This window comes from Amycolatopsis sp. NPDC045836 (genome assembly GCF_056431745.1).
In genome coordinates this window covers 43,489-66,879 of record NZ_JBWKKF010000001.1, presented here as the reverse complement: position 1 = coordinate 66,879, position 23,391 = coordinate 43,489, and the positions used below count along the sequence as shown (strand labels likewise).

Here is a 23,391-nt window from a genome sequence, read left to right as displayed (position 1 = left end):
TTTCCCACAGGGGTCAGTCCAGGCGGGCTCCGGTGGTGGCGGAGAACACGTGCAGCTCGTCCGGCCGGACGCGGAAGTGCAGCGTGTCACCCATCGACGGCGGCGTGCGCGGTTCGACCCCCGCGACCACCGTGGTGCCGGCCTCCGGGTCGTCCCCGGCCAGCTTGCCGTAGCAGTAGGCGTCCGAGCCGAGTTCCTCGACGAGGTCCACCTTGACCGGGATGGTGCCCGCCCCGGCCTGCGCGACCTCGAGCGACTCCGGCCGGAAGCCGACGGTCACGCCGTCGCCGCCCGCCTGGGCGATGATTTCGCGCGGCAGCGCCACCTTCGCCCCGCCGACGTTCGCGCCGTCCTCGGTGAGCGAAGCGGCCACGAGGTTCATCGCGGGCGAGCCGATGAACCCGGCGACGAAGGCGTTCGCGGGGCGTTCGTACAGCGCCCGCGGGGTGTCGCACTGCTGCAGCACCCCGTCGGACAGCACGGCCACGCGGTCACCCATGGTCATCGCCTCGACCTGGTCGTGCGTGACGTAAACGGTGGTGACGCCGAGGCGGCGCTGCAGGGCGGCGATCTGCGTGCGGGTGGACACGCGCAGCTTGGCGTCCAGGTTCGACAGCGGCTCGTCCATCAGGAAGACCTGCGGTTCACGCACGATCGCGCGGCCCATCGCCACGCGCTGGCGCTGGCCACCGGAGAGCGCCTTCGGCTTGCGGTCGAGGTACTGCTCGATGTCGAGCAGCTTGGCCGCGTCGCGCACGCGCTCCTTGATCTCCGAGGCCGGCTTGCCGGCGATCTTGAGCGCGAAGCCCATGTTCTGGCCGACCGTCATGTGCGGGTACAGCGCGTAGTTCTGGAACACCATGGCGATGTCCCGCGACCGCGGCGGCAGCTGGGTGACGTCCCGGTCGCCGATCCACACCGCACCGTCGTCGATGTCCTCCAGGCCGGCCAGCATGCGCAGGCTGGTCGACTTGCCGCAGCCGGACGGGCCGACCAGCACCAGGAATTCGCCGTCGGCGATCTCCAGGTCGAGCGCGTCCACCGCGGGCCGGTCGGCTCCGGAGTAGTGCCTGGACGCCTTGTCGTAGGTAATCGTCGCCATTCAGCTATCCCTTTCTAGCGCTCGCGCGTGCACGAGTTCTCGGGCGGCGTGGTGCCGCAGCCGGAGTTCCTGGCCCGCGTCGGTGTCTGGCCCACCGAGTCGCAGCACGTCCGAGCTCCGCCAGGTCGGCGGCGCGGTGGTCCCGGCCAGCGCCCAGGCCGCCTGGCGGGCGGCACCGAGCGCCACGTACTCGGCCGGCGCGGGCAACTCGACCGGCAGGCCGAAGATCACCGGCGCGGCCGCGCGCACGCTGGCCGACTGCGCGGCACCGCCGATCAGGAGCACCCGGCGCGGCTCGACCCCGTGCCCGGCGATCGCCTCCAGACCGGCGGCCAGTCCGCACAGCATGCCTTCCACGGCGGCTCTCGCCAAGTTCTCCGGCTTCATGTTGGACCTGGTCAGGCCGAGCAGGGTGCCGTTGGCGTCCGGCAGGTTGGGGGTGCGCTCGCCGTCGAGGTAGGGCAGCAGGGTCAGGCCGCCGGCGCCGGGTTCGGCCGCGAGCGCGAGCCGGTCGAGGCCGGCCAGGTCGACGCCGAGCAGGGCGGCGGTGGCGGTGAGCACCCTGGCCGCGTTGAGCGTGCAGGCCAGCGGGAGGAAGCGGCCGGTGGCGTCGGCGAAGCCGGCGACCGTGCCGGAGGCGTCGGCGGGCGGGGTCTCGGAGACTGCGAACACCGTGCCGCTGGTGCCGAGCGAGACGACGACGTCACCCGGCCCCAGTTCGAGCGCGAGGGCCGCCGCCATGTTGTCACCGGTGCCCGCCGACACCAGCACCCCGTCCCCCGTGTGCCCGCAAGCTTCTGCGGGCAAAAGCAGGTCCGGCAGTTCGGGGATTCGACCGAAGGCGCGTTTCAGCAGGTCAGTGCGGTACTCGCCGGTGGCCGTGGAGAAGTAGCCGGTACCCGACGCGTCCCCGCGGTCGGTCGAGATCCGCTCCGGGCGGCCGAGGATGCGCCAGGTGAGCCAGTCGTGCGGCAGCACCACGCGCGCCACCCGGTCGGCCAGTTCCGGCTCGTGCTCGGCCAGCCACCGCAGCTTGGTGATGGTGAAACTGGCCACCGGCACCGAGCCGACCGCCTCCGCCCACGCCCCCGGCCCGCCGAGCTCGGCGACCAGGTCCTGTGCCTGCGGCCCCGACCGCGTGTCGTTCCACAGCAGCGCGGGCCGCACCACCTCGCCCTCGGCGTCCAGCGCCACCATGCCGTGCTGCTGCCCGCCGACGCCGATGGCGGACACCCCGTCGAGCAGGCCCTTCGACGCCTCGGTGAACGCCGTCCACCAGTGCTTGGGGTCCACCTCGGTGCCGTCCGGGTGCGCCGCGCGCCCCTCCCGGACCACCGCACCGGTGGCGGCGTCGCAGACCACCACCTTCGCCGACTGCGTCGAGGTGTCGACCCCGGCGACCAGAGTGGGCGTGTGCATGGTCACGAGCCTGGCCGGATTCGGGGCTTCCGTCCAGTACTTGCGCGGAACACGTCCAGCGCGCGCAAGTACTCGTCCGGCAGCGATCGGCTGTTCACCGTTCTCGGGTCCACCGCACCTCGTTCCCTCCACTCGACCGACACCGCACGCATGTTCAGTTCCTCTCCTCGCCGTGCACCAGCTCGACCGCCACACCCAGATCCCGCATCGCCGCCACCTCGTCCGCCGGGGTGCCGTCGTCGGTGATCACCAGGTCGTACGCCGAGACGTCACCGTGGGCGTAGGTGGCCGTCCGGCCGAACTTCGAGTGGTCCGCGACCACCACGTTCCGGTTGGCCATGCCGAGCGCGGCCCGCTTCAGCTCGGCGCAGTCCTGCACCGGGTGGTACAGCCGCCCGCCCGCCGCCGCGGTCACCGAGACGAAGCCGAGGTCGGCTCGCATCCGGTCGAGCGCGGCGAGCGTGTCCGGCCCGAGGCACGAGTCGAACTCGGCGTTGTACCGGCCGCCGAGCACGATCAGCTCGATGCCCTCGGCGGGCCCGAAGACGCCGATCGCGCTGATCGAGTTGGTGATCACCACCAGCGGCGCGAGCTCCGCCATCCGGCGCATCAGCGGGAACAACGTGGTCGAGTCGTCGACGAAAACGGTCTGGCCGGGGCGGACCTCGGCGATCGCGGCTTCGGCGAGCCGTTCCTTGAGGCCGGTGTTGAGCCCTTCGCGGAACCGGGCCGCGGTTTCCATGGTCAGCGCCGGGTACGCCTCGACCTTGCCCCGCAGCTTGCGCAGCAGGCGGCGGTCGGCGAGGTCGTCGAGGTCGCGGTGCATGGTCATCAGGCTCACGCCGAACGACTCGGTCAGGTCGTCGATGCGCACCTCGCCGAGTTCGATCACGCGGCGCAGGACGTCCTGGCGGCGCTGCTCGACGGCGGCGTCCGGGGGCCGGGTCCTAGGCATGCGCCACCTGGGGCAGCACCACGGGCTTGATCACGCCGGGATCGGTCTTCGCGATGGTGAGCGCCTGTTCGACCTCCGCCAGGCCGAACCGGTGGGTGACCAGCCGGTCGAGGTCGACGTCGCCGCCGGCGGCCAGCGCGATCGCCGCCGGCCAGGTGTTGGCGTACCGGAAGGTGCCGGTGACCTCCAGTTCGAAGCCCTGGACGTGGGCCAGCGGCAACGGGACCTCGTCGCCGCCCATGCCGATCAGCACCACGCGCCCGGCCCGGCCCACCTTGCGGATGGCGGCGCCGATCGCGCTGGGCGCGCCGGAGCACTCCAGCAGCACGTCCGGCTCGAAGGCGGAGTCGGCCAGGTCCGCTTCGGACACGTCGATGGTCGCCGTGGCCCCGAGTTCCGCGGCCAGCGCGAGGCGGGTGGGGTTGACGTCGGTGACCACGATCTCCGTGGCCCCGAACGCCCGCGCGGTCTGCGTGGCGACCAGCCCGATCGGGCCGGCACCCGTGATCAGCACGCGTGCCCCCGGCCCGACCGACGCCTTGCGGCACGACCAGACGCCCACCGACAGCGGTTCGAGCAGGCCCGCGGCCTCGTCCGACAACTCGTCCGGCACGGCGTAGGCGAAGTCCTCGCGGAGCACGACGTACTCGGCGAACGCGCCGTCGACCGGTGGGGTACCGAAGAACCGCATCTGCGGGCACAGGTTGTACTGGCCGACCGTGCACTGCTCGCAGTGCGAACACGGCACGCCGGGCTCGATCGCGACCCGCTGGCCGATCTCGTGCGCCCGCGCCTCCGATCCCCTGGCGACCACCACGCCCGCCGGTTCGTGGCCGAGGACCAGCGGTTCCCGCACCACGAAGTCGCCGATGCGGCCGTGCTCGTAGTAGTGCACGTCCGAACCGCAGGTGCCGACGGCGGTGACCCGGATCAGCACCTCGCGCGGTCCGGGTTGGGGAACCGGGCGCTCCTCGACCACCACGTCGCCGACCCCGCGCAACACGGAGACCTTCATGGTGCGGGGGACCTTCTTCATGCCCGTTCTCCCGTCACGGCGCCCAGCGTCAGCCCGATCGGCGCCGTTCGACGCGCACCGGACGAGCCCATTCTTACCAGGAATTCACCCCACCGTTAACACAAAACTCGATAACTCCACCCCACCCACCCCCGACATGCTTCTGCGGGCAAAAGCAGGTTCGGGCAAAACGGACACCGAAGGGCGCAGGCTGCTTTTGCCCGCAGAAGACGAACGCGCTGGTCAGCGAGGGCGGTACGCGAGGATGGCGCGGATGGCGGCCGGAATCGCCGCCTGGATCTTCGAAGCGGGCACCGGGACCCCGTCGGCGGCCAGGTACGCGGCCAGCCCGTGCACGTGCGCCGCCGCGCCGGCCGCCAGCCACGGGTCCAGGCCCGCCGCGAGCAACGCACCGATCAGCCCCGACAGCACATCCCCGGACCCGGCCGTCGCCAGCCACGAACCGCGTGCCACGTTCACCAGCGCCCGCCCGTCCGGCGCGGCGACGATCGTGCTGTGCCCCTTGAGCAGGATCACGGCGCCGAACCGCCGCGCCGCCGCCCGCGCGGCCGCCGCCCGGTCCGCACCCGGCGCCTTCCCGGTCAGCCGCTCGAACTCACCGGCGTGCGGCGTCAGCACCAGCGGCGTGTCCGGGTCCCGCGCGTCCAGCAACTCCGGGAACTTCGCCAGCAGCGTGATCGCGTCGGCGTCCGCGCACACCGGAACGCCCTGGTCGAGCACCTGCCGCAGGGTCGCGCGGCCCTCGTTCCCGGTGCCCATGCCCGGCCCCGCCACCCACGCCTGCACGCGCCCGGCGTCGGTCACCGAACCGGTGCCGATCACCTCCGGCCAGTCCGCCCGCACGACGTCGGCCGCCGACCCCGCGTAGCGGACCATGCCCGAGGTCGCCAGCACCGCCGCCCCGGTGGCCAGCACCGCGGCTCCCGGGTAGGTCGCCGAACCGGCGGCCACCCCGGTCACGCCCTGCGTGTACTTGTTGTCCTCCGGTCCCGGCACCGGCCAGGCCGCCGCGACCTCGGCCACGCCGAGCTGCACCAGGTCCGGCTCACCCAGCTGACCGGCCAGCCCGATGTCGACGAGCTGCGTTTGCCCGCAAAAGCCTGGGTTGAGCACGTGCACCGGTTTCCGCGCGCCGAAGGTGACCGTGCGCGTGGCGCGGACCGCCGGACCGTCGACGGCGCCGGTGTCCGGATCGACGCCGCTCGGCAGGTCGACCGCCAGCACCGGCGCGCGCACGTGCTCCACCAGCGCCGCGGCGTCCGGACGCAACGGCCCGCGTGCCGACAACCCCACGATCCCGTCGATCACCAGGTCCGCCTGCTCGACCGACGGCCTGCCGCCCGCAGCCGTGACGACCCGGCCCCGAGCCCGCCGCAACGCGGCGAGACCGGCGGCGTGCGCCTTCTCCGGTTTCAACAGCACCGCGGTCACCGAGACCCCGCGCTTGCGCAGGAAGGCACCCGCCCACAGGGCGTCGCCACCGTTGTTCCCGGCGCCGACCAGCAGCGCCACCCGCGCCCCGGCCACCCGCCCGGCGTGCTCGGCGAGCATTTCCGCCGCGTGCACCGCGACGCCGAACGCCGCCTTGTGCATCAACGCACCCTCGCGGGTGACGGCCAGCAGCTTCTCCTCGGCCGCCCGAATCCGGTCGGTGGTCCAGATTCCCAGCACGCGGTGGCCTCCCGCTTTACTCCACGGTGACGGACTTGGCCAGGTTACGCGGCTTGTCCACGTCGTACCCGCGGCTGCGTGCGATCTCCGCGGCCAGCACCTGCAGCGGCACGGTCGACACCAGCGGCTGGAGCAGCGTCGGCACCGCCGGGATCTCCACCAGCTCGTCGGCGAACGGGCGCACCGTCTCGTCACCCTCTTCGGCGATCACGATCGTGCGCGCACCCCGCGCCTGGATCTCGCTGATGTTCGACACCAGCTTGGCGTGCAGCACCGCGCGTCCCTTGGGCGACGGCATCACCACGACCACCGGGAGGCCCTCTTCGATCAACGCGATCGGACCGTGCTTCAGCTCACCCGCCGCGAAGCCCTCGGCGTGCATGTACGCCAGTTCCTTCAGTTTGAGCGCGCCTTCCAGCGCCACCGGGAACCCGACGTGCCTGCCGAGGAACAGCACCGCCTTCGAGTCGGCGATCTGCCTGCCCAGCGCCTTGACCTGGTCCACAGTGGACAGGACCTTCTGCACCGCGGCGGGCATCGCCTCCAGCTCGGCGAACTCACGGGCCACCTCGTCCGGGTACTTGGTCCCGCGCGCCTGCGCCAGGGCCAGGCCGACCAGGTAGTTCGCGGCGATCTGGGCGAGGAACGCCTTCGTCGACGCGACGCCGATCTCCGGACCGGCGTGCGTGTAGAGCACCGCGTCGGACTCGCGCGGGATCTGCGCACCGTTGGTGTTGCAGACCGCCAGCACCCTGGCCTTCTGCTCACGCGCGTGGCGGACGGCTTCGAGCGTGTCGGCCGTCTCACCGGACTGGGAGACCGCGACGACCAGGGTGTCGCGGTCGAGCACCGGGTCGCGGTAGCGGAACTCGCTGGCCAGCTCGACCTCGACCGGCAGGCGGGTCCAGTGCTCGATGGCGTACTTGGCGACCAGGCCGGAGTGGTACGCCGAGCCGCAGGCGATCACGAAGACCTTGTCGACGTCGCGGAGGTCCTGATCGGACAGCCGCTGCTCGTCGAGGATGACGCGGCCGTTGTCGAAGTGCCCGCGCAGCGTGTTCGCCAGCGCTTCCGGCTGCTCCTCGATCTCCTTGAGCATGAAGTACTCGTGGCCGCCCTTTTCCGCGGCCGAGAGGTCCCAGTCCACGGTGAACGGCTTGGCCTGGGCGGGTTCGCCGCGGAAGTCGGTGACCTCGTAACCGTCGCGGGTGATCACCACGACCTGGTCCTGGCCCAGCTCGACGGCCTCGCGGGTGTGCTCGATGAACGCGGCGACGTCGGATGCGACGAAGGTCTCACCTTCGCCGACACCCACCACCAGCGGCGAGGACCGGCGCGCGGCGACGATGGTGTCTGGCTCGTCGGCGTGCGTGACCACGAGGGTGAAGGCACCTTCGAGGCGGCGGCAGACCGAGCGGACGCTGGCCGCGAAATCACCGGCGGTCTCGCCGTCGGTGAAGGCGCGGGAGATGAGGTGCGCGGCGGACTCGGTGTCGGTGTCGCTGGTCAGCTCGACGTCGTCGGCCTCGAGTTCGGCGCGCAGGGCGGCGAAGTTCTCGATGATGCCGTTGTGCACGACGGCGACCTTGCCGCTGACGTCGCGGTGCGGGTGGGAGTTGCGGTCGACCGGCGGGCCGTGGGTGGCCCAGCGGGTGTGGCCCATGCCCGCGGTGCCCGCGAACCGCTCGCGCCCGGAGGTGTCGAGCTGGGCTTCCAGGTTGGCCAGGCGACCGGCCTTGCGCTCGACGTGCAACGCGCCGGCTCCGTCGAGCACGGCGACGCCCGCCGAGTCGTACCCCCGGTATTCCATCCGCCGGAGCCCGCCGAGCACTACGTCCAGCGCCTGCCGATGACCGACATATCCCACGATTCCGCACACGCCCCTCAGGGTAACCAGGCACGCGCAGCCCCCTCCCCCGGCACAGCCCCAACCACCCCCGCCCCTGCTTCTGCGGGCAAAAGCAGGGGCGGCGGCTTCTGCGGGGAAAAGCAGGGTGGCCAGGCTTTCGCGGGCAGAGGCAGGGGCGGCGCCTTCCGCAGGCAGAAGCAGGGGGCAGCGCGCTTTGCGGGCAGAAGCGGGATGGACGGCTTTCGCGGGCTAAAGCAGCCCGGCGGCTTCTGCGGGGTAAAGCAGCGTCGCTGCCTTCTGCTGGCTGAAGCAGAATCGGGTGGCACCGCGGGCAGCGGCAAGGTTCAGCCGCCTCCGCAGGTGGAGCAGGCTGCACGGCTTCTGCGGGCAAAAGCAGGGCCGACGCCTTCCGCAGGCTGAAGCAGGCCGAGGGATACTGCGGGCAGACCGGACGCCTTCGCGCGCGCAGAGTCAGGGCCGCTTCTGCGGACTAAAGCAGGGCGGGCGGCTTTCGCGGCCTAAAGCAGGGGTGGTCGACCTCAGCCGCCTGCGGGCTTCCGCGGGCAGAAGCAGAGCCGGGCGACTTCTGCGGGCAAAGGCAGCCCACCGGCTTCTGCGGGCAAAAGCAGCCCCGGGCGACTTCTGCGGGCTGAAGCAGGCCGGGGCGGCTTTCGCGGGGAAAAGCAGGAGACCGTCGCCGGGCTGGGGGTGGCTGCGGGCAGTAGGCTCCCGGCATGGCTCCCAAGCCCAAGCACCTGCTCGAAGAGCTGTCCCACCCAGGCCCGCACGAAGTGCTGCGCGGCAATCTGGGGCTGGTCGGCGTGCCCGGCGTGGTCTTCACCCCGCGTGCCGGGCTCGGTCTGCCCGCGATCGCCTTCGGGCACGGCTGGCTCCAGCCGCCGACCCGCTACCGCGAGCTGCTCCGCCACCTCGCGAGCTGGGGCATCGTCGCCGCGGCGCCCGCCACGCAGCGGGGGCCGCTGCCTTCGCACCGGCTGTTCGCCACCGACCTGCGCACCACGCTCGAACTGGTCACCAAGGTCCGCCTCGGCCCCGACGGCATCAGCGTCGACCCCGCCAAGCTCGGCCTGGCCGGTCACTCGACCGGTGGCGGGGCCGCCGTGCTTTCGGCCGCAGAAGCCGACGTCAAGGCGGTGGTCACGGTGAACGCGGCCCAGACGATCCCGCCCGCCACCGAGGTCGCGCGCCGGCTGGACGTGCCCTCGCTGCACCTCGCCGCGGACGGTGACCTCGTCGCGCCACCGGTCGGGCACGCGGAGGCCATCGCGAAAGCCTGGCAGGGTCCTGCCCAGCTGCGTTACCTCGGCAAGTCGTCCCACCTCGGCATCACCGAGGGCAAGCACTGGAGCGGCCTGCTGCTGCACGGCAAACCCCACCGCGGCACCCAGCGTGTGGTCCGCGCCCTGCTCGCGGCCTTCTTCCTGACCCACCTCACCGGCACCGACAAGTACCGGCCGCTGCTCGAAGCCGACGTGAAGAACGCCACCATCGCGCTCGACGACTCGCTCGAACTCGCCGACGCCTGACCCCCGGCGCAAAGAAGCATCCGACCCCGGAAAGGGGGCCGGATGCTTCTGCGGGCAAAAGCAGGTTCGGGCTACTTCATCCAGCTGTTGTTCGAGAAATCGTCGTCGTCGAAGGATTCTTCGCGGCGGGCGTGCCTGCCTGCCCGGCGCGGCGCGGGCGCCGGTTCGGCCACCGCGACCGGTTCGGGAACGGGCGGCGCCACCGGCGGCGCCTGCCAGCCACCGGCCTGCGGCGGCTCCGCCCTGGTCACCGGCGGCGCGGTCGCCAGGTTGTGCCCGGTGAAGCCGGGCCCGTCCTCGTCGTCCTCGACGCCGAAGCCCATGACGTTGCTCTTGTCGGCGAGCGTCTTCTCCGTCGCCCAGCCGCCGGCTTCCTTCTCCCGGCGCCCCAGCTCACGCCGGTGGTCGACGTACCGCTCGGCCGCCTGGATCTGCTTGGTCATGTACTCCTGGGCCTTCGCCTTGGCTTCCTCCGCCTGGCGGTCACGCAGCGCGCGACGATCGGCCTGCTCCCGGACGAGGCCCTCGAGCCTCTCCCGCATCCGCTGCACTTCGTCAGTGATGCTCATCCGCTCTCCTCACGCGCGCCCGCTCACCGGTCGTACCGGATGGAGCGGTCGCCTTCCTCGTCCAGGGAACCACTGATCCGCCCGCCGGCACCACTGGTCTCGAAGATGTTGCCCGCGACGCGGTACTGGCTCGGCTGCCGCTCCTGGTCACCCTGCTGACCACCACCGGCGCCACCGCCCATGGCCCCCATGCCGCCCATCATGCCCATGCCGCCCATGCCCCCGGCACCCGCCGCGGCACCCGCGACGGCCGGTGCGGCCGCGACCCCGGCACCACCCGGCGTCGAACCGAGACCGGCGGCCACCGGCTCCTGCGCCGCGGCACCGACCTGCGCACCCGCGGACAGCGAACCCGTGTCACCGAGGTCACCACCGGCGCTGCCGCCGACCGCGCCCACGCTGCCACCACTGCCACCGCTGCCCCCGGCACCACCGGCGGAACCACCGCCGTCGCCCCCGGCACCACCACCACCGGCGCCCGCACCACCATCGGCGGCAGGCATCGTTTCGACGTCTTCCGGCAGGTCGAGACCACCGGGCGAGCTGAAGCCCTCGTCACCCTGGCTCTGCGGGGTGCCGATCATCGAGGACAGCTGGTCGGGCTTGCCCGCGCCGCCGCTCGGGTCGGTGTCGTCGAGGCCGTTGAGCGCACCCTTCTCGCCCGGCTTGTTGTCCGCGCCGAGCGTGTAGGTGACCGGCTCGCCCTTGCCGTCGTCCACCGTGACCACCGTCGGGCCCTTCGGCCCCTGCGGCTGTTCGGCGGTGATCTTGAGACCACCGTCCTCGATGTGGATCTTGCCGTCCGGGCCCGGCTTGTAGACCTGCTCGCCGTCCTTGCCCGCCGCACCGGCCTGGCTGTCCTCGATCGGCTTGCCGTCCGCGCCGACCTCGCCGTTGCCGAAGTCCAGCTTGTAGTCCTTCGGCGGCGGGGTGCCGTCGTCGATCGAGATGTCCATCTTGCCGTCCTTGCCCGGCTCGGACATCTTGATCTCGTTGTCGCCCTGCTTGACGGTCATCGTGTCGTCGTCGTCACCGGCGTCCTTGATCGCCTCACCGGTTTCCGGGTCGATCGGGTACGGCTTGCCGGTCTCCGGGTCCATCTCGAGCGGCTTGCCGGTGATCGGGTTGGTGCCCTTGTCCTCGGCGGCCGGCGGCTCCACCGCGCCCGGCGTGCCGCCGCCACCGGTCCCGCCACCACCGGTGCCACCGCCACCGCTGCCCGAACCACCGCCGCCGGTACCACCGCCACCGCCGCCGGTGTCCCCACCACCGCCGGTGTCCTCCTTCTTCGGCGGGGGCGGCGGCGGGTTCTCCTTGGCCGCGTTGGCGAACTCGTTCTCGGCCTTGCCCATGACCTGGTTCAGCTGGGTGTAGGCGTCGTCGACGAAGCCCTTGGTGTCGGTGCACAGCTTGTCGAACTTGGTCCAGAGCCCGTCCCACATCTCGACGTTGAACTGGTTCTGGATCCACTGCTTGGCGAGGCGGATGCCCTCTTTTCTGATGTCGTCGTCGTCGCAGCAGCCGTCGTCGTTCAACTTCTCACGCATGTTCGTGCCGAAGTTGACGTCCATCCAGCCGGCGACCTTCTCCATCTCGTCCTTGCCGGCGGCGGAGCCGTTCGCGATGTTGACCACGGAGGTCGCCATGTCCAGGTCGGCCTTGCCGACCTGGGTGGTGTACATGTCGATGACCGCGTCGACCTTGCCCTTGACCAGGCGGTAGACCGCGTCCACGGCGGTCGAGGTGGCGGCCGAGGAACCCTCGAGGAAGCCGACCAGCGCGTCACCGGGCGTGTTGATCTTCTCGTTGTAGTGCTCGTTCGCCTTGTCGGCGGCGGGGCCGGTCCAGCTGTCGGACAGGCCGTCGAGCTGGCCGCGGGTGTCCTTGAGCGCCTGGCGGACCTGGCCGGCGGCGGTGCTGAAGTCCGAGGCGTCGGTCAGGAACTCCGCGAAGTTGATGCCCTTCTGCTCCTCGTACCGCTTCTTGATGTCGGTGTTGTAGTCGAGGGGGCGCGTGCGGCCGCGGCAGTCGTCCGGGATCTTGCCGAGCAGCGGGCCGAAGTCCTGGAACACCTTCAGCGCGGCTTCACCGTGCTTGAGCAGCTCGTCCGAGGTCTTGGTACCGCCACCACCGGTGGTCGGCGGGCGGGACCCGTCGAGCCCGGTCCGGCCGGCGTCGACGCTCTTCTGGTGCTCGCGCTCGTTGTAGGTGTTCTCCGAGCCTTCCTTCTTGGCGTCGTCGTACAGCTCGTCGGTGCGCTTTTCGCTGCCGTAGAGACCGGGCTGGCCGTAACCGGGGTTCGCGTACGGGTAGGCGTTGTACGCCTCCTGGTACTTCTTGATCTCGTCGCGCTTGGCGTCGTCGTCCGGCCACGCCTCTTCGCTGCTGTTGGTCCAGGACTGGAGCAGCGCCTGCTTCTTCTCCGGGGAGACCGCCGGGTCGTCGAGGACGGCCTTGACTTCGTTCCACGTCTTGGCCATCAGTTGCTCCCGGCCTTGTTCATCGCGCCCGACTGGGACTGGTCGTTGGCGGTGTAGGCCTGGCCACCGGCGGCGACGTTCGCGGCGAACCCGGTCAGCGCCGTGGTGTACCCCTTCACCGCGGCCGACAACGTGGCGATGGAGGTGGTGTAGGTCTCCGCGTGGCTGGCGTGCGCCTCGCCGAACTGCTTCGCGGTGATCTTGGACTTCTCCAGTTCCTTGGTGCCGTCGGTCACGTCTTCCGCGAACTCGGTCATCTTCTTCGAGGCGGACGCCATCGCGTCGGCATCGACCTTGTGCCCACCCACCGGTCAGCTCCCCCTTGTTGAGGTCTCCTGTCAGGAACTGTGACGCACCCGAACGGCGAACGGTGCCGTCGCAGATGCACACAGAATGTACTCATGCGCCCGAGTGGACGCACAGAGTTCGCCTGTTTGCATACCCGAACGCGTCACTGGCCGGAACCAGTGGTGCCAGCCTTGGCACGGAGCGCGTCCGAAAGCACTTCGGCCGCGCCGGCGACGTCGGTCAGGCGCTCGCGTTCGTCGAGGTCGATGGTCACCTCGAAGAAGACCTCGAGGGTGGCGAGCAGCTGGACCCGCTGCTTCGAATCGAGGCCGAGTTCGTCGAACGGCGTGGTCACGTCGAGCGCGTCCGGGGACAGGTGGAACGAGTCGCAGACCAGCTGCTTGACCTGCGCGTGGTACTGGCTGGCGTCTTCGGTGGTCACCAGTTCATCGTGCCTCATACCGCGCTTTCGCAGCCGAACGCGCCACCTTCCCGCTCGAGGTCCGCGGCACCCCGCCGTCTTCTGCGGGCAAAAGCAGGAAGTCGCGGAGGGCGATCTCGTGCTGGGCGGTCACGGCGGCGCGCACGGCCTTGCTCACCTCGGCGAAGTCCACCGGCTGGTCGCGCACCGGCTCGGCCAGCACGACCACGCCCTCGCCCCGCTCATCGGCGCTGCCGAACGCGGCGACGCGGTCGCGGCGGATGGCGGGGTGCGCGTCGGCGACGGTCTCCTCGATGTCCTGCGGGTAGAGGTTGCGGCCGTCGACGATGATCAGGTCCTTGATCCGGCCGGTGATGTAGAGCTGCCCGTCGTGGATCACACCGAGGTCGCCGGTGCGCAGCCAGCCGCCGGCGAAGGTCTCGGCGGTGCGCTCCGGCTGCCGCCAGTAACCCTGCGCGAGGTGCGGGCCGCGCACCTGGATCTCGCCCATGTGACCGTCGGGACAGGCGTCGCCGGATCCGGTGTCGACGATCCTGATCTCCTGGCCGAAGGGGCGGCCGACGGACACCAGCTCGGTGCCGGTCTCGGCGGGCACGGCGATGCCGGTGGCCAGGGCCTCCCGGTCGAAGGTGGTGATGGTGGGACCTTCGTCACCCGCGCTGGAGACGTAGACCGTCGCCTCGGCGAGCCCGTACGACGGCCGGTGCGCCTCGGGCCGGAAGCCGTGGGGCGCGAACGCCTCGGCGAACGCGCGGACGGTGGCCGGCCGGACCGGCTCGCTCCCGTTGAGCGCCACCCGCACTTCCCGCAGGTCGAAGCTTTTGCGGGCAAAAGCAGGTACGGCGTCGAGCACGTGGTCGAAGGCGAAGTTCGGGGCCGCGGTGAAGACCGCCGGGTAGTCGGACAGCTGGCGCAGCCAGCGGACCGGGCGGCGGATGAACTCCAGCGGCTGCAGGAACACCGACCGGGCGCCGGTGAACACCGGCACGCACAGCAGCTGGATGAGGCCCATGTCGTGGAAGAACGGGATCCAGCCGGCGCAGGTGGTGCGGTGGTCGACCCGGTAGGCGCCGGCCACCTGCCAGGCGCTCGCGGTCAGCGCCCGGTGCGTGATCACCGCTCCGGCGGGCTCCCGCGTCGACCCGGACGTGTACTGCAGGTACGCCACCCGCTCCCCGGCTTCTGCGGGCAAAAGCAGGTCGCCGGCTTCTGCGGGCAAAAGCAGGTCGTCGACGCAGAGGAGGTGGGTGGGTGGGGTGACGGGGGTGTCGGTGGTGAAGTCGGTGACCTTGTCCAGTGCGGCGCGCGAGGTCAGCCAGACCCGGGCCTGGCAGTCGTCGAGGGCCCCGATCAGCCGTCGCCGGTGCGACCGGATTTCGGGGGCGAAAAGCGGTACGGCGACCACACCGGCGTACAGGGCGGCCAGGAAGCCGACCACGTAGTTCAAGTCCTGCGGGGTGACCAGCGCCACCCGATCACCGGGCGCGGCGACCCGCCGCAGCCGCGACGCGACCGCCCGCACCCGCCGCACCAGTTCGGCCCAGGTCAGGTCCCGCGGCTCCGCGTCACGCCCACCCGTGCAGTCGAGGTAGGTGAACGCGACCTCCGTCGACTCGCTCCGGTCCAGCAGGTACTCGATCAGCGGCCGCTCCGGCACACCGCTCAACCCGCCCACCACTTGTGCTCGGCGAAGTCCTCGTCCTCCTCCGCGGCCGCCGCCCGCCGCCGGGGCGCGGCAGCGGGCGGAGGCGGCGGCGGGGGTGGTGGTGCCGCGGGCGGCGGCGTCCAGGTCTGCGCGGGCGCCTTCGGCTCGTCGAACTGCAGGAACTCGTAGTTCTCGTCCTTCTCACTGCCGCCGGCGAGCGTCGACGACGTCGCCCAGCCGCCCGCCTTGTCCTCCCGGCGCTTGAGTTCGACCTGCTCGCGCACGCTTTCGTTGAGCTCGCTCATCCGCGAACCCAGTGCCGCCGCGGCCTTCGCCTGCGCGGTCACCAGCCGCTGCTCACGCAGCGCCCGCTGTTCCTCCCGCTCCCGCGACAAGGCCGCCAGTGCCGCCCGGCCGGCGCGGAGCCGGTCTTCGACGCTCATCGGGTCCTCCCGCTCAACGCCCGAATCCGAGCAGGCCGTCTTCGCCGTCGTCCAGCGAACCGCTGATGCGGTTCGCCGGAGCCGGTGTGTCGAAGAGGTTGCCGGACTGGCGGTACTGGTTCGGCGGGCGTTCGGTGTCGCCGGAGTTCCCGCCACCGGCACCACCGCCCATACCACCCATGCCGCCCATCATGCCCATGCCGGCGGCGGCCGCCGGGTCCGCCGACGGCTGGCTGGGCTGGGGCGCGGCCCCTCCCGGCGCCGAGCCGAGGCCGATGCCGGCGGGCGCGGCCCCCGGCACGGAGGTGGTGTCGCCGAGCCCGTCGTCCGGCACCGGCTGGCCGAGGCCGACCGCGGCGGCACCGCTGGACAGGAAGTCGCCCCCGCCCGCCGACTGCGGTGCGGTCGACTGACCGGTGTCCGCTTCGGGCTCGGTCCACTGCGAGGTCGCCTGCTGCGCACCGAGCACGTACTTGGTCGGCTCGCCGGAACCGTCGTCGACCTCGACCAGCGTCGGACCGCCGGGGCCGTCCGGCCGCTCGGCGGTGATCTTCAGCGGGCCGTCCTCGATCAGGATCCTGCCGTCCTCGTCCGGCCGCAGGATCTGCTCCTCGATTTCGTCACCGTCGAAAGCGAGCTGGAAGTCCTTCGGTTCACCCGACGGTCCCTCAACCGTGATCGTCATCTTCCCGTCGGCGTCCGGCTCGGAGAACGAAAGCTTGTTGTCGCCGTTCTCCACGGTCAGCGCGGGAGCAGCCGGTTCCTTCACCGCCTCGCCGGTGAGCGGGTCGATCGGGTACGCCTCGCCGGTCTCCGGGTCCAGTTCGAGTTCGCCCCCGGTGACCGGGTTCTTCTCCAGCGCCTCCGAGGTTTCCGGTGTGGCTGCCGTTTCCGGGGCGGTGGGCATCGACGGGACAGCAGGCATCGGCGGGGCGGCGGGTGGTGGCGATGCGGGCATCGGCGGCGCGCCACCCGTGCCGCCCGCGGGCATCGACGGTGCGCCGCCCATCCCACCGGCGGGCATGGCCGGCGGCCCGCCACCGGTCATCGCCGGTCCGGCGCCGCCCGGGAGCGGGGCGCTCTGCTGCGGCGCGGTCTGCTGGGCGGGCGGAGCGGCGGCGTCGGTGAACTCGTTGGTGTAGTCGCTCATGAATTCCACGAGCGCGTACCACTGGCCGTCCACCGTTTTGTTCGTCTGGTCGCAAAGATCGTTGAACGCCTGGAGCAGCGCGCCGAATTCTTCTTTGAACGCGGTCAGCCAGACTTCACAGTATTTGAGCAGCGCCTCGAGGAGCATCGCATTGGTGACGCTCAGGACGTTCATGCCGGATTCGAATTCGCTGCCCCACTGCCGGTCGAAGAACCGGGCGGCCGCCATCATGTCGTCTTCGTTGCTGTCCGACCCGCCCGGCGCCACCCTGGCGATTCTGACGGCGGTCTCGAAATCCGCTCCGGCGATGGCCGGTTTGTTCAGCAACAGCACCTCGTCGACCTGCTGCTTCAGCGTTTCGTAGATCGCGGTGACGGTCTCGCCGGTCAGCCGTGCCGCACCTTCGAGTTGATCGAGCAGTTTCTGCGAATCGGGGACGATGCCCTGTTCGTACTTGGTCCGCGCGGCCGCCGCACCGGCGCCTTCCCAGTCGCCGAACAGCGTGTTCAGCTCGGCTTTGGCGCCTTCCATGGTCTGCTCGACCACTTCTCGCGCTTTGGTGAACTCCTCCGCCTCGTCGGTGAACCGGCGGAAGTCGATGCCGCGGTTGGCGTGGAACCGGTCCCAGACGTCGCGCGTGTACTCCAGCCTGCTGGCCCCGGGCACGTTGTTCCACACCTGGTCGATCCAGCTGGAGAAGAAGTCGAGCGCGGGCTTGGCCAGGTCCAGCACCTCATCGGACTTCGCCACCCCGGAACCATTGGCGCCGGGGGGTTGCTGCGCGGACAGTTCACCGTGGTGCTTGGCCGTCGTTTCCTCGGTCTTCAACCCGTTGTTCATTTCGCTCAACGCCCGGTTGCGCACGGTTTCGTAGTCGTCCCCGCCGACCACCCCGTTCAGCGGATTGGTCGCGGCCTGCACCAATTGCTGCTTGGTGGCCTCGGAAACGTACGGGCTGGCCAGCAGCTGACCGTCTTCCCCGGCCATCAGTACGCGGCCTGCTGGTCGACCTGCGTGGCATTCGCCTGGTCCGCGGTGGCGTAACTCTGCCCGGCCGCACCGATCCCCCCGGCGAGTGCGGTCAATTCACCCGACAGCCCTTTCAACGCGGCCTGCAGTTGCGTCAATCCCGCGTTGTAGGCCTCGAGGTGGTGCCCGTGGACGACGCCGAACTGCTCCGGTTTGAGCTTCGGCGCGATCCGCTCGGCCTGCGCGGCCGGTTTGCCGACCTGCTCCGTCAACCGCGCCCGCGCGACCGCCATCGCGTCCGGATCAGCCCGGTAACCACCCTCTGGCACAGCTCCCCCTCATTCGTCCGAGCACCGCGTACCCGCACACGGAATGTACCGGGCCGGTGACCGTGGTGCAGCAAGTTGACGCTTTTGCGGGGAGAAGCATCAGGAGGCGGTGGAGACGACCCCGGCGAGGCGGTCGGCGGCGGCCTGGGCGGTTTCCTGGGCGGCGGCCTCGACCATCACGCGCACCAGCTGCTCGGTGCCCGACGGGCGCAGCAGAACGCGACCTTCGTCACCCAGCTCGGCTTCGACGGCGGCGACGGCCTTGCGCACCGCGTCGGATTCGGCGACGGCGGTCTTGTCCGCCACCCGCACGTTGATCAGCACCTGCGGCAGCCGCCGCATCACGCCGGCGAGATCGGCCAGCGACTTGCCGGTGGCCGCCATCCGGCTCATCAGCCGCAGCGCGGTCAGCAGGCCGTCACCGGTGGTGGCGTGCGCGGGCAGCACGACGTGCCCGGACTGCTCGCCGCCGAGCGCGAACCCGCCGGCACGCAGCTCCTCGAGCACGTACCGGTCGCCGACGCCGGTGGTGCGCAGGGTCACGCCGTGCTCGCGCATGGCCAGGTGCAGGCCGAGGTTGCTCATCACGGTGGCGACCAGGGTCCGGTCGGTCAGCTCCCCGGACTCGGCCATGGCCAGCGCGAGCACCGCCATGATCTGGTCGCCGTCGACCAGCTCGCCGGTGGCGTCCACGGCGAGGCAGCGGTCGGCGTCCCCGTCGTGGGCGATGCCGAGGTCGGCGCCGTGCTCGCGCACCGCGGCGCTGACCCGGTCCATGTGGGTGGAGCCGCAGCCGTCGTTGATGTTGACGCCGTCCGGCTCGGCGTGCAGCGCGATGACCTCGGCGCCCGCCTTGCGGTAGACCTCGGGAGCGGCGGCCGAGGCGGCACCGTTGGCGCAGTCGACGACCACGCGGACACCCGCGAGCGAGTGCGGCGTCGAGGTCAGGAGGTGCTGGACGTAGCGGTTGAGCGCGTCGTCGACGTCGGTGACCCGGCCGACCTGGGCGCCGGTGGGACGCGCGGCCTTGGCGTCGAGGCCGGCCTCGATCTCGTCCTCGATGCCGTCGGGGAGCTTGTGGCCGCCCGCGGCGAAGAGCTTGATGCCGTTGTCCGGCATGGGGTTGTGCGAGGCGGAGATCATCACGCCGAGGTCCGCGCCCAGCGCGCCGACCAGGTAGGCGACCGCGGGCGTGGGCAGCACCCCGACGCGGCGCACGTCGGCGCCGGCGGAGGCGAGGCCGGCCACGACGGCGGCCTCCAGCATCTCGCCGCTGGCGCGGGGGTCACGGCCGACCACGGCGACCGGGCGGTGCGAGTGATCGTGCGCGGCGAGCACCCGGGCGGCGCTGGCCGCGATCGACATCGCGAGTTCGGGAGTGAGCTCGGCGTTGGCGAGACCACGAACCCCGTCGGTGCCGAAAAGGCGAGCCATCGATCCTCCTTGAACGAACAACCCCGACACCGTACTGGAGCTGGGGATTCACCCCCCGCGCGGCCCGCGACCTGCTTTTGCCCGCAAAAGCCGCGACCTGCTTCTGCCCGCAGAAGACGGCGGGCGGGGGCGGGCAAGACGAAAGCGCCCACCCGGATGAGACGGATGAGCGCTTCCGTGGGTTGCCTGCTGCCCGAGGGGCAGATCAGCGCTTGCTGTACTGCGGCGCCTTGCGGGCCTTCTTCAGGCCGTACTTCTTCCGCTCCGTGGCGCGCGCGTCACGGGTCAGGAAGCCGGCCTTCTTCAGCGCGGGACGGTCGTCCGCGTCGACCTCGACCAGGGCACGGGCGATCGCCAGGCGCAGCGCGCCCGCCTGACCGGAGATGCCACCACCGTGCAGGTTGCCGAAGATGTCGAACGAGTCCGGCTTCTCGACGGTCACCAGCGGCTCGCGGATGAGCTGCTGGTGCACCTTGTTCGGGAAGTACTCCTCGAGGGTGCGGCCGTTCAGCTTGAACTCACCGGTGCCGGGCACCAGGCGGACGCGGACGACGGCCTCCTTGCGGCGGCCGACGGTCTGCGCGTTGCCGCCGGCGGCACGCGAGGGCTTCGGGGCGGCCGGGGTCTCGCTGGTCGCGAAGGCCTCGGTGGTCGCCTCGTCGGCGACGACGTCGGTCTCGGGGCTGGTCACAGACTGTTCCTCACTCACTTGGCGACCTGCGCGATCTTGGTGATCTCGCGCGTCTGGGGCTGCTGCGCCGAGTGCGGGTGCTCCGGGCCTGCGTAGACCTTGAGCTTCTTCGCCTGGGCGCGGCCGAGCTTGTTCTTCGGCAGCATGCCCTTGACGACCTTCTCGAGCAGGCGCTCCGGCCTGGTGTCGAGCAGCTCGCCGAAGGACCGCTTCCGCAGGCCACCGGGGTAGCCACTGTGGCGGTACGCGAACTTCTGCTCGCGCTTGTTACCGGTGAGCGCGACCTTCTCGGCGTTGACGATGATGACGAAGTCACCGGTGTCCACGTGCGGGGCGTAGGTCGGCTTGTGCTTGCCGCGCAGCAGCGTGGCGACCTCGGTCGCGAGCCGGCCGAGCACGACATCCTCGGCGTCGATCACGTGCCAGGCACGAGTGACGTCGCCGGGCTTGGGGCTGTACGTGGGCAAGGGTCTACCTCGTCGTCAACATTGCGTGTGGGTTCTGTGCGGGCCTAGCGCTTACGCGCCGCAGCGCACAACGACATATGAAGATACCCGCCGCCTTCGGAGAGGGTCAAAGCGGGGGTGTCCGGCCGTGCTCGATACTAGGGTCTCGACGAGCAGTCCGCACCGATACCCGGGGGTGAGCGAGGTGAGCGGCTCGATCAGGGGCACCCGCCCGCACCGCCTGGCCGCCCTGCTGACCGCCTGCGCGCTGGCGCTCACCGCGTGCGGTCAGGGCAAGGCGGGCACCGCGATCGCCGACGGCGACGACGCCGCCACCTACGTCAGCGAGAAGTTCGCCGAGCAGCTCGGCAAGCTCGGCGACCAGTTCACCGGCGACCTCCCCCGCAAGAGCACCCTCGACCGGTACGCCAGGGTCGACGACAAGGACTCCGAGTCGACCATCACCGGCGTCCAGCTCGGCAAGCCACCCGCCCGGCTGTCCACGAACCGGTCGAAGGAGGACCCGGACGAGTACCTGGACTCCTTCCACCCGGCCGGCAGCACCGTCGAGTACCTGCGGCTCGGCCCGGTCTACGCCAGCCTGGCGCCGACGCCGTGGGTGTCCATGCCCTACAACGGCGACCAGTACGACGAGTGCTTCTGGGGCGGCCAGCAGGACGTCTGCAAGATGGTCAGCGCGGTGACCGAGGCCACCCAGAGCCCGAAGGCCAGGGCCGCGAAGAGCGCCAAGCGCCTCGACGACGGCACCGTGGAGCTCAACGCCGACATCACCCTGCGCCTGTTCCTCAAGCACCGCGTCATCGTTTTCCCGCAGAACCTGATCGACCTGATGAGCGAGTCGATGCAGGACGAACCCATCCCGACCAAGATCACCATCGACGCGCAGGGCACGATCAAGGCGATCGAGATGAACGCCAAGATCAACAAGGACGGCCACGAGGTCGAGATCCGCATGCACTACCAGCACCTCGGCGAGCCGAGCGAGCGCGACCTGCCCGACGTGCCCGCCGAGGGGGAGATCACCGCGCTCAAGACGGACGCCGAGGTCGACGACTTCTACGACCGGATGGGCGAGATCCAGGGCAACTGAGAGAGGACATCGATGCAGGGAACGGCGCGGAGGGCCACGGCACTGGCCGCGAGCCTGCTGCTGCTCGCCGGCTGCGCGCAGGGGCGCGCGGGCACGGCCATTCCCGACGGGGACGAGGCGGCGGGCTACGTCAGCGCGAAGTTCGCCGAGACCCTGGACAAGCTGCACGAGGACTTCCAGGCGTTGAAGCCGCGCAAGGCCACCCTGGACAAGCGCTTCCACGTCAACGGCGAGGGCATCGACGTGCAGATCAGCACGGTCCAGGTGGGCAAGCCGCCCGCCGAGCTCGTGCGCAACCACTCGACGGTGGACCTCAACGACTACACCGACGCCCTCTACCCGGCGAACGGTACGACGAACTACACGCTGCTCGGGCCGATGTACGCCGGGCTCGCGCCGACGCCGTGGGTCTCGATGCCGCGCAACTTCGCCGTCGGCGAGATCGGCGCGTGCGCGACCGGCATGTACCTCACGCCGTGCAAGATGGTCAACGCGATGGTCAAGTCGACCAAGGAGAACAAGGCGGCGAAATCGGCGAAACGACTGCCGGACGGCAGCGTCGAACTCGCCGTGGACATCACCCTGCGCACCTTCGTCGAATTCAAGATCGAGCTCTTCCCGGACGATCTGATCGCGAAGTTCACCGACGAGATGATGAACACGATCATCGCCACCAAGATCACCCTGACCCCGCAGAACACCGCCTCGAAGATCGAGATGAACGGCAGTTTCTCGGGCAAGTCGAAAAGCGGCAACGACGCGAAGATCGACATCGGCTACCTCTTCCAGATCACCGAGGGCGCGACGGAGCGGGACATCCCGGCGGTCCCCGACCCTTCGCAGGTGACCGTGCTGCCGGACCAGAACGCGGTCGACGACTTCAACCGCAGGCGCGCGGAACTCCAGGGCCGATGAAGCCGAGAGCCCTGGCGACGCTCGCCGCCACCGCGCTGCTGCTCGCGGGCTGCGCGCAGGGCCGCGCAGGCACCGCCATCCCCGACGGCGACGACGCCGCGGCCTACGTGAGCACCAAGTTCGCCGACACCCTGGACAAACTCCACGAAGACTTCCAGGCCATGAAACCGCGCAAGTCGACTTTGGACGAGGTGTTCCTGGTCAACGGCGAGGGCATCAACTCGACGATCAGCACGGTGCAGGCGGGCAAGCCGATCGGCGAACTCGTGCGCAACCACTCGAACACCGACCTGAACGACTTCATCGACAACCTCTACCCCGCCGGCACCACGACCAAGTACTCCCTGCTCGGGCCGACCTACGCCAGCCTGGCGCCCACCCCGTGGGTCGGCCTTCCGTCGAGCGCGGCCACCGGGGAATTCGGGGCGTGCTCGACCGGCACCTACATCGTCGCCTGCAAGATGCTCAACGCGGTGGTCAAGGCCACCAAGGACGACCGCGCCGCGCGCTCGGCCAAGCGCACCGAAGACGGCAGCGTGATCATCGAGGTCGACCTGACGCTGCGCAGGTTCACCGAATTCAAGGTCGAGGACTTCTCGGCTCAGATCATCGAAGGATTCACCGAAGAAATGATGAACACGCCCATTTCCACCCGGGTGGAAGTGAGCCCGCAGCAGACCATGCGCCGGATCGACATGACGGGCGCGTTCGCCGGGAAATCGCGGAGCGGCAGCGACATCAAGATCGATATCCGGTACAACTACCAGATCACCGAAGGCGCGACGGAAAAGGACCTGCCGCCGATCCCCGAAGCGAGCCAGGTGACCATGCTCCCGGACGAAGCCGCGGTCGCGGACTTCAATCGCCGCAAAGACGAGATCCAGGGCCGATGACCAGCAA

General features: G+C 70.6%; 21 protein-coding genes. 4 read left to right on the top strand and 17 right to left on the bottom strand.

What is annotated here, in order from left to right; all coding sequences use genetic code 11:
* Nucleotides 1-13 precede the first annotated feature (13 nt).
* The 6 genes from AC07EG_RS00380 to glmS form a co-directional block, all read right to left on the bottom strand.
* The gene (locus tag AC07EG_RS00380) at nucleotides 14-1,102 is read right to left on the bottom strand and encodes an ABC transporter ATP-binding protein (protein ID WP_478250767.1); all 1,089 of its coding nucleotides are present in this window, start codon (nucleotides 1,100-1,102) and stop codon (nucleotides 14-16) included.
* Nucleotides 1,103-2,521 (bottom strand): xylulokinase, encoded by a 1,419-nt coding sequence (gene xylB, locus AC07EG_RS00375; RefSeq protein WP_478250766.1) that lies wholly within the window; start codon nucleotides 2,519-2,521, stop codon nucleotides 1,103-1,105.
* A 154-nt stretch (nucleotides 2,522-2,675) separates the two neighbouring features.
* Nucleotides 2,676-3,476 carry a DeoR/GlpR family DNA-binding transcription regulator gene (locus AC07EG_RS00370; RefSeq protein ID WP_478250765.1) on the bottom strand — a complete coding sequence of 267 codons (801 nt, stop codon included), beginning with the start codon at nucleotides 3,474-3,476 and terminating at the stop codon, nucleotides 2,676-2,678.
* Nucleotides 3,469-4,512 carry an NAD(P)-dependent alcohol dehydrogenase gene (locus tag AC07EG_RS00365; protein WP_478250764.1) on the bottom strand — a complete coding sequence of 348 codons (1,044 nt, stop codon included), beginning with the start codon at nucleotides 4,510-4,512 and terminating at the stop codon, nucleotides 3,469-3,471. Before AC07EG_RS00365 ends, AC07EG_RS00370 begins: the two co-directional genes overlap by 8 nt.
* A gap of 222 nt (nucleotides 4,513-4,734) precedes the next feature.
* Complete coding sequence (locus tag AC07EG_RS00360) at nucleotides 4,735-6,183, bottom strand: NAD(P)H-hydrate dehydratase (protein ID WP_478250763.1); 1,449 nt, start codon at nucleotides 6,181-6,183, stop codon at nucleotides 4,735-4,737.
* A 16-nt stretch (nucleotides 6,184-6,199) separates the two neighbouring features.
* Nucleotides 6,200-8,062, bottom strand: a complete 1,863-nt coding sequence (gene glmS / locus AC07EG_RS00355) for a glutamine--fructose-6-phosphate transaminase (isomerizing) (protein ID WP_478250762.1) — start codon at nucleotides 8,060-8,062, stop codon at nucleotides 6,200-6,202.
* A 704-nt stretch (nucleotides 8,063-8,766) separates the two neighbouring features.
* Between glmS and AC07EG_RS00350 the strand changes: the two genes are divergently transcribed.
* A complete protein-coding gene (locus tag AC07EG_RS00350) occupies nucleotides 8,767-9,579 on the top strand; it encodes a dienelactone hydrolase family protein (RefSeq protein WP_478250761.1) in 813 nt (270 codons plus the stop codon).
* 71 nt (nucleotides 9,580-9,650) lie between these two features.
* Here AC07EG_RS00350 and AC07EG_RS00345 read toward each other — a convergent pair whose 3' ends face one another.
* The 11 genes from AC07EG_RS00345 to rplM all read right to left on the bottom strand — a co-directional run bounded on the left by AC07EG_RS00345 (nucleotide 9,651) and on the right by rplM (nucleotide 20,486).
* Nucleotides 9,651-10,148 carry a hypothetical protein gene (locus AC07EG_RS00345; protein WP_478250760.1) on the bottom strand — a complete coding sequence of 166 codons (498 nt, stop codon included), beginning with the start codon at nucleotides 10,146-10,148 and terminating at the stop codon, nucleotides 9,651-9,653.
* A 23-nt stretch (nucleotides 10,149-10,171) separates the two neighbouring features.
* A complete protein-coding gene (locus AC07EG_RS00340; RefSeq protein ID WP_478250759.1) occupies nucleotides 10,172-12,628 on the bottom strand; it encodes a WXG100 family type VII secretion target in 2,457 nt (818 codons plus the stop codon).
* Entirely contained in the window at nucleotides 12,628-12,936 is a 309-nt protein-coding gene (locus AC07EG_RS00335; RefSeq protein WP_478250758.1) for a hypothetical protein, read from the bottom strand. Before AC07EG_RS00335 ends, AC07EG_RS00340 begins: the two co-directional genes overlap by 1 nt.
* A 143-nt stretch (nucleotides 12,937-13,079) precedes the next feature.
* Complete coding sequence (locus AC07EG_RS00330; protein WP_478250757.1) at nucleotides 13,080-13,358, bottom strand: acyl carrier protein; 279 nt, start codon at nucleotides 13,356-13,358, stop codon at nucleotides 13,080-13,082.
* Between the two features lie 4 nt (nucleotides 13,359-13,362).
* Complete coding sequence (locus AC07EG_RS00325; RefSeq protein ID WP_478250756.1) at nucleotides 13,363-15,036, bottom strand: fatty acyl-AMP ligase; 1,674 nt, start codon at nucleotides 15,034-15,036, stop codon at nucleotides 13,363-13,365.
* On the bottom strand, nucleotides 15,021-15,446 hold the full coding sequence (locus AC07EG_RS00320) for a hypothetical protein (protein ID WP_478250755.1): 426 nt from the start codon (nucleotides 15,444-15,446) through the stop codon (nucleotides 15,021-15,023). The genes AC07EG_RS00325 and AC07EG_RS00320 overlap by 16 nt, the downstream gene beginning before the upstream one ends.
* A 13-nt stretch (nucleotides 15,447-15,459) precedes the next feature.
* Nucleotides 15,460-17,583, bottom strand: coding sequence for a WXG100 family type VII secretion target (locus AC07EG_RS00315; RefSeq protein WP_478250754.1), 2,124 nt, complete (start codon nucleotides 17,581-17,583; stop codon nucleotides 15,460-15,462).
* Nucleotides 17,583-17,894, bottom strand: coding sequence for a hypothetical protein (locus tag AC07EG_RS00310; protein ID WP_478250753.1), 312 nt, complete (start codon nucleotides 17,892-17,894; stop codon nucleotides 17,583-17,585). Before AC07EG_RS00310 ends, AC07EG_RS00315 begins: the two co-directional genes overlap by 1 nt.
* A 99-nt stretch (nucleotides 17,895-17,993) precedes the next feature.
* The gene (gene glmM, locus AC07EG_RS00305; RefSeq protein ID WP_478250752.1) at nucleotides 17,994-19,328 is read right to left on the bottom strand and encodes a phosphoglucosamine mutase; all 1,335 of its coding nucleotides are present in this window, start codon (nucleotides 19,326-19,328) and stop codon (nucleotides 17,994-17,996) included.
* Nucleotides 19,329-19,533: 205 nt separating this feature from the next.
* On the bottom strand, nucleotides 19,534-20,019 hold the full coding sequence (gene rpsI, locus AC07EG_RS00300) for a 30S ribosomal protein S9 (protein ID WP_478250751.1): 486 nt from the start codon (nucleotides 20,017-20,019) through the stop codon (nucleotides 19,534-19,536).
* A 14-nt stretch (nucleotides 20,020-20,033) separates the two neighbouring features.
* On the bottom strand, nucleotides 20,034-20,486 hold the full coding sequence (gene rplM, locus AC07EG_RS00295) for a 50S ribosomal protein L13 (RefSeq protein WP_478250750.1): 453 nt from the start codon (nucleotides 20,484-20,486) through the stop codon (nucleotides 20,034-20,036).
* 184 nt (nucleotides 20,487-20,670) lie between these two features.
* Here rplM and AC07EG_RS00290 point away from each other — a divergent pair, with 184 nt between their 5' ends.
* From AC07EG_RS00290 to AC07EG_RS00280, 3 genes are read left to right on the top strand one after another with little or no spacing between them, the layout of a single operon-like run.
* Entirely contained in the window at nucleotides 20,671-21,576 is a 906-nt protein-coding gene (locus tag AC07EG_RS00290; RefSeq protein ID WP_478250749.1) for a hypothetical protein, read from the top strand.
* A 12-nt stretch (nucleotides 21,577-21,588) separates the two neighbouring features.
* Nucleotides 21,589-22,491, top strand: coding sequence for a hypothetical protein (locus AC07EG_RS00285; RefSeq protein WP_478250748.1), 903 nt, complete (start codon nucleotides 21,589-21,591; stop codon nucleotides 22,489-22,491).
* Entirely contained in the window at nucleotides 22,488-23,384 is an 897-nt protein-coding gene (locus AC07EG_RS00280) for a hypothetical protein (protein ID WP_478250747.1), read from the top strand. The genes AC07EG_RS00285 and AC07EG_RS00280 overlap by 4 nt, the downstream gene beginning before the upstream one ends.
* Nucleotides 23,385-23,391: the final 7 nt, after the last annotated feature.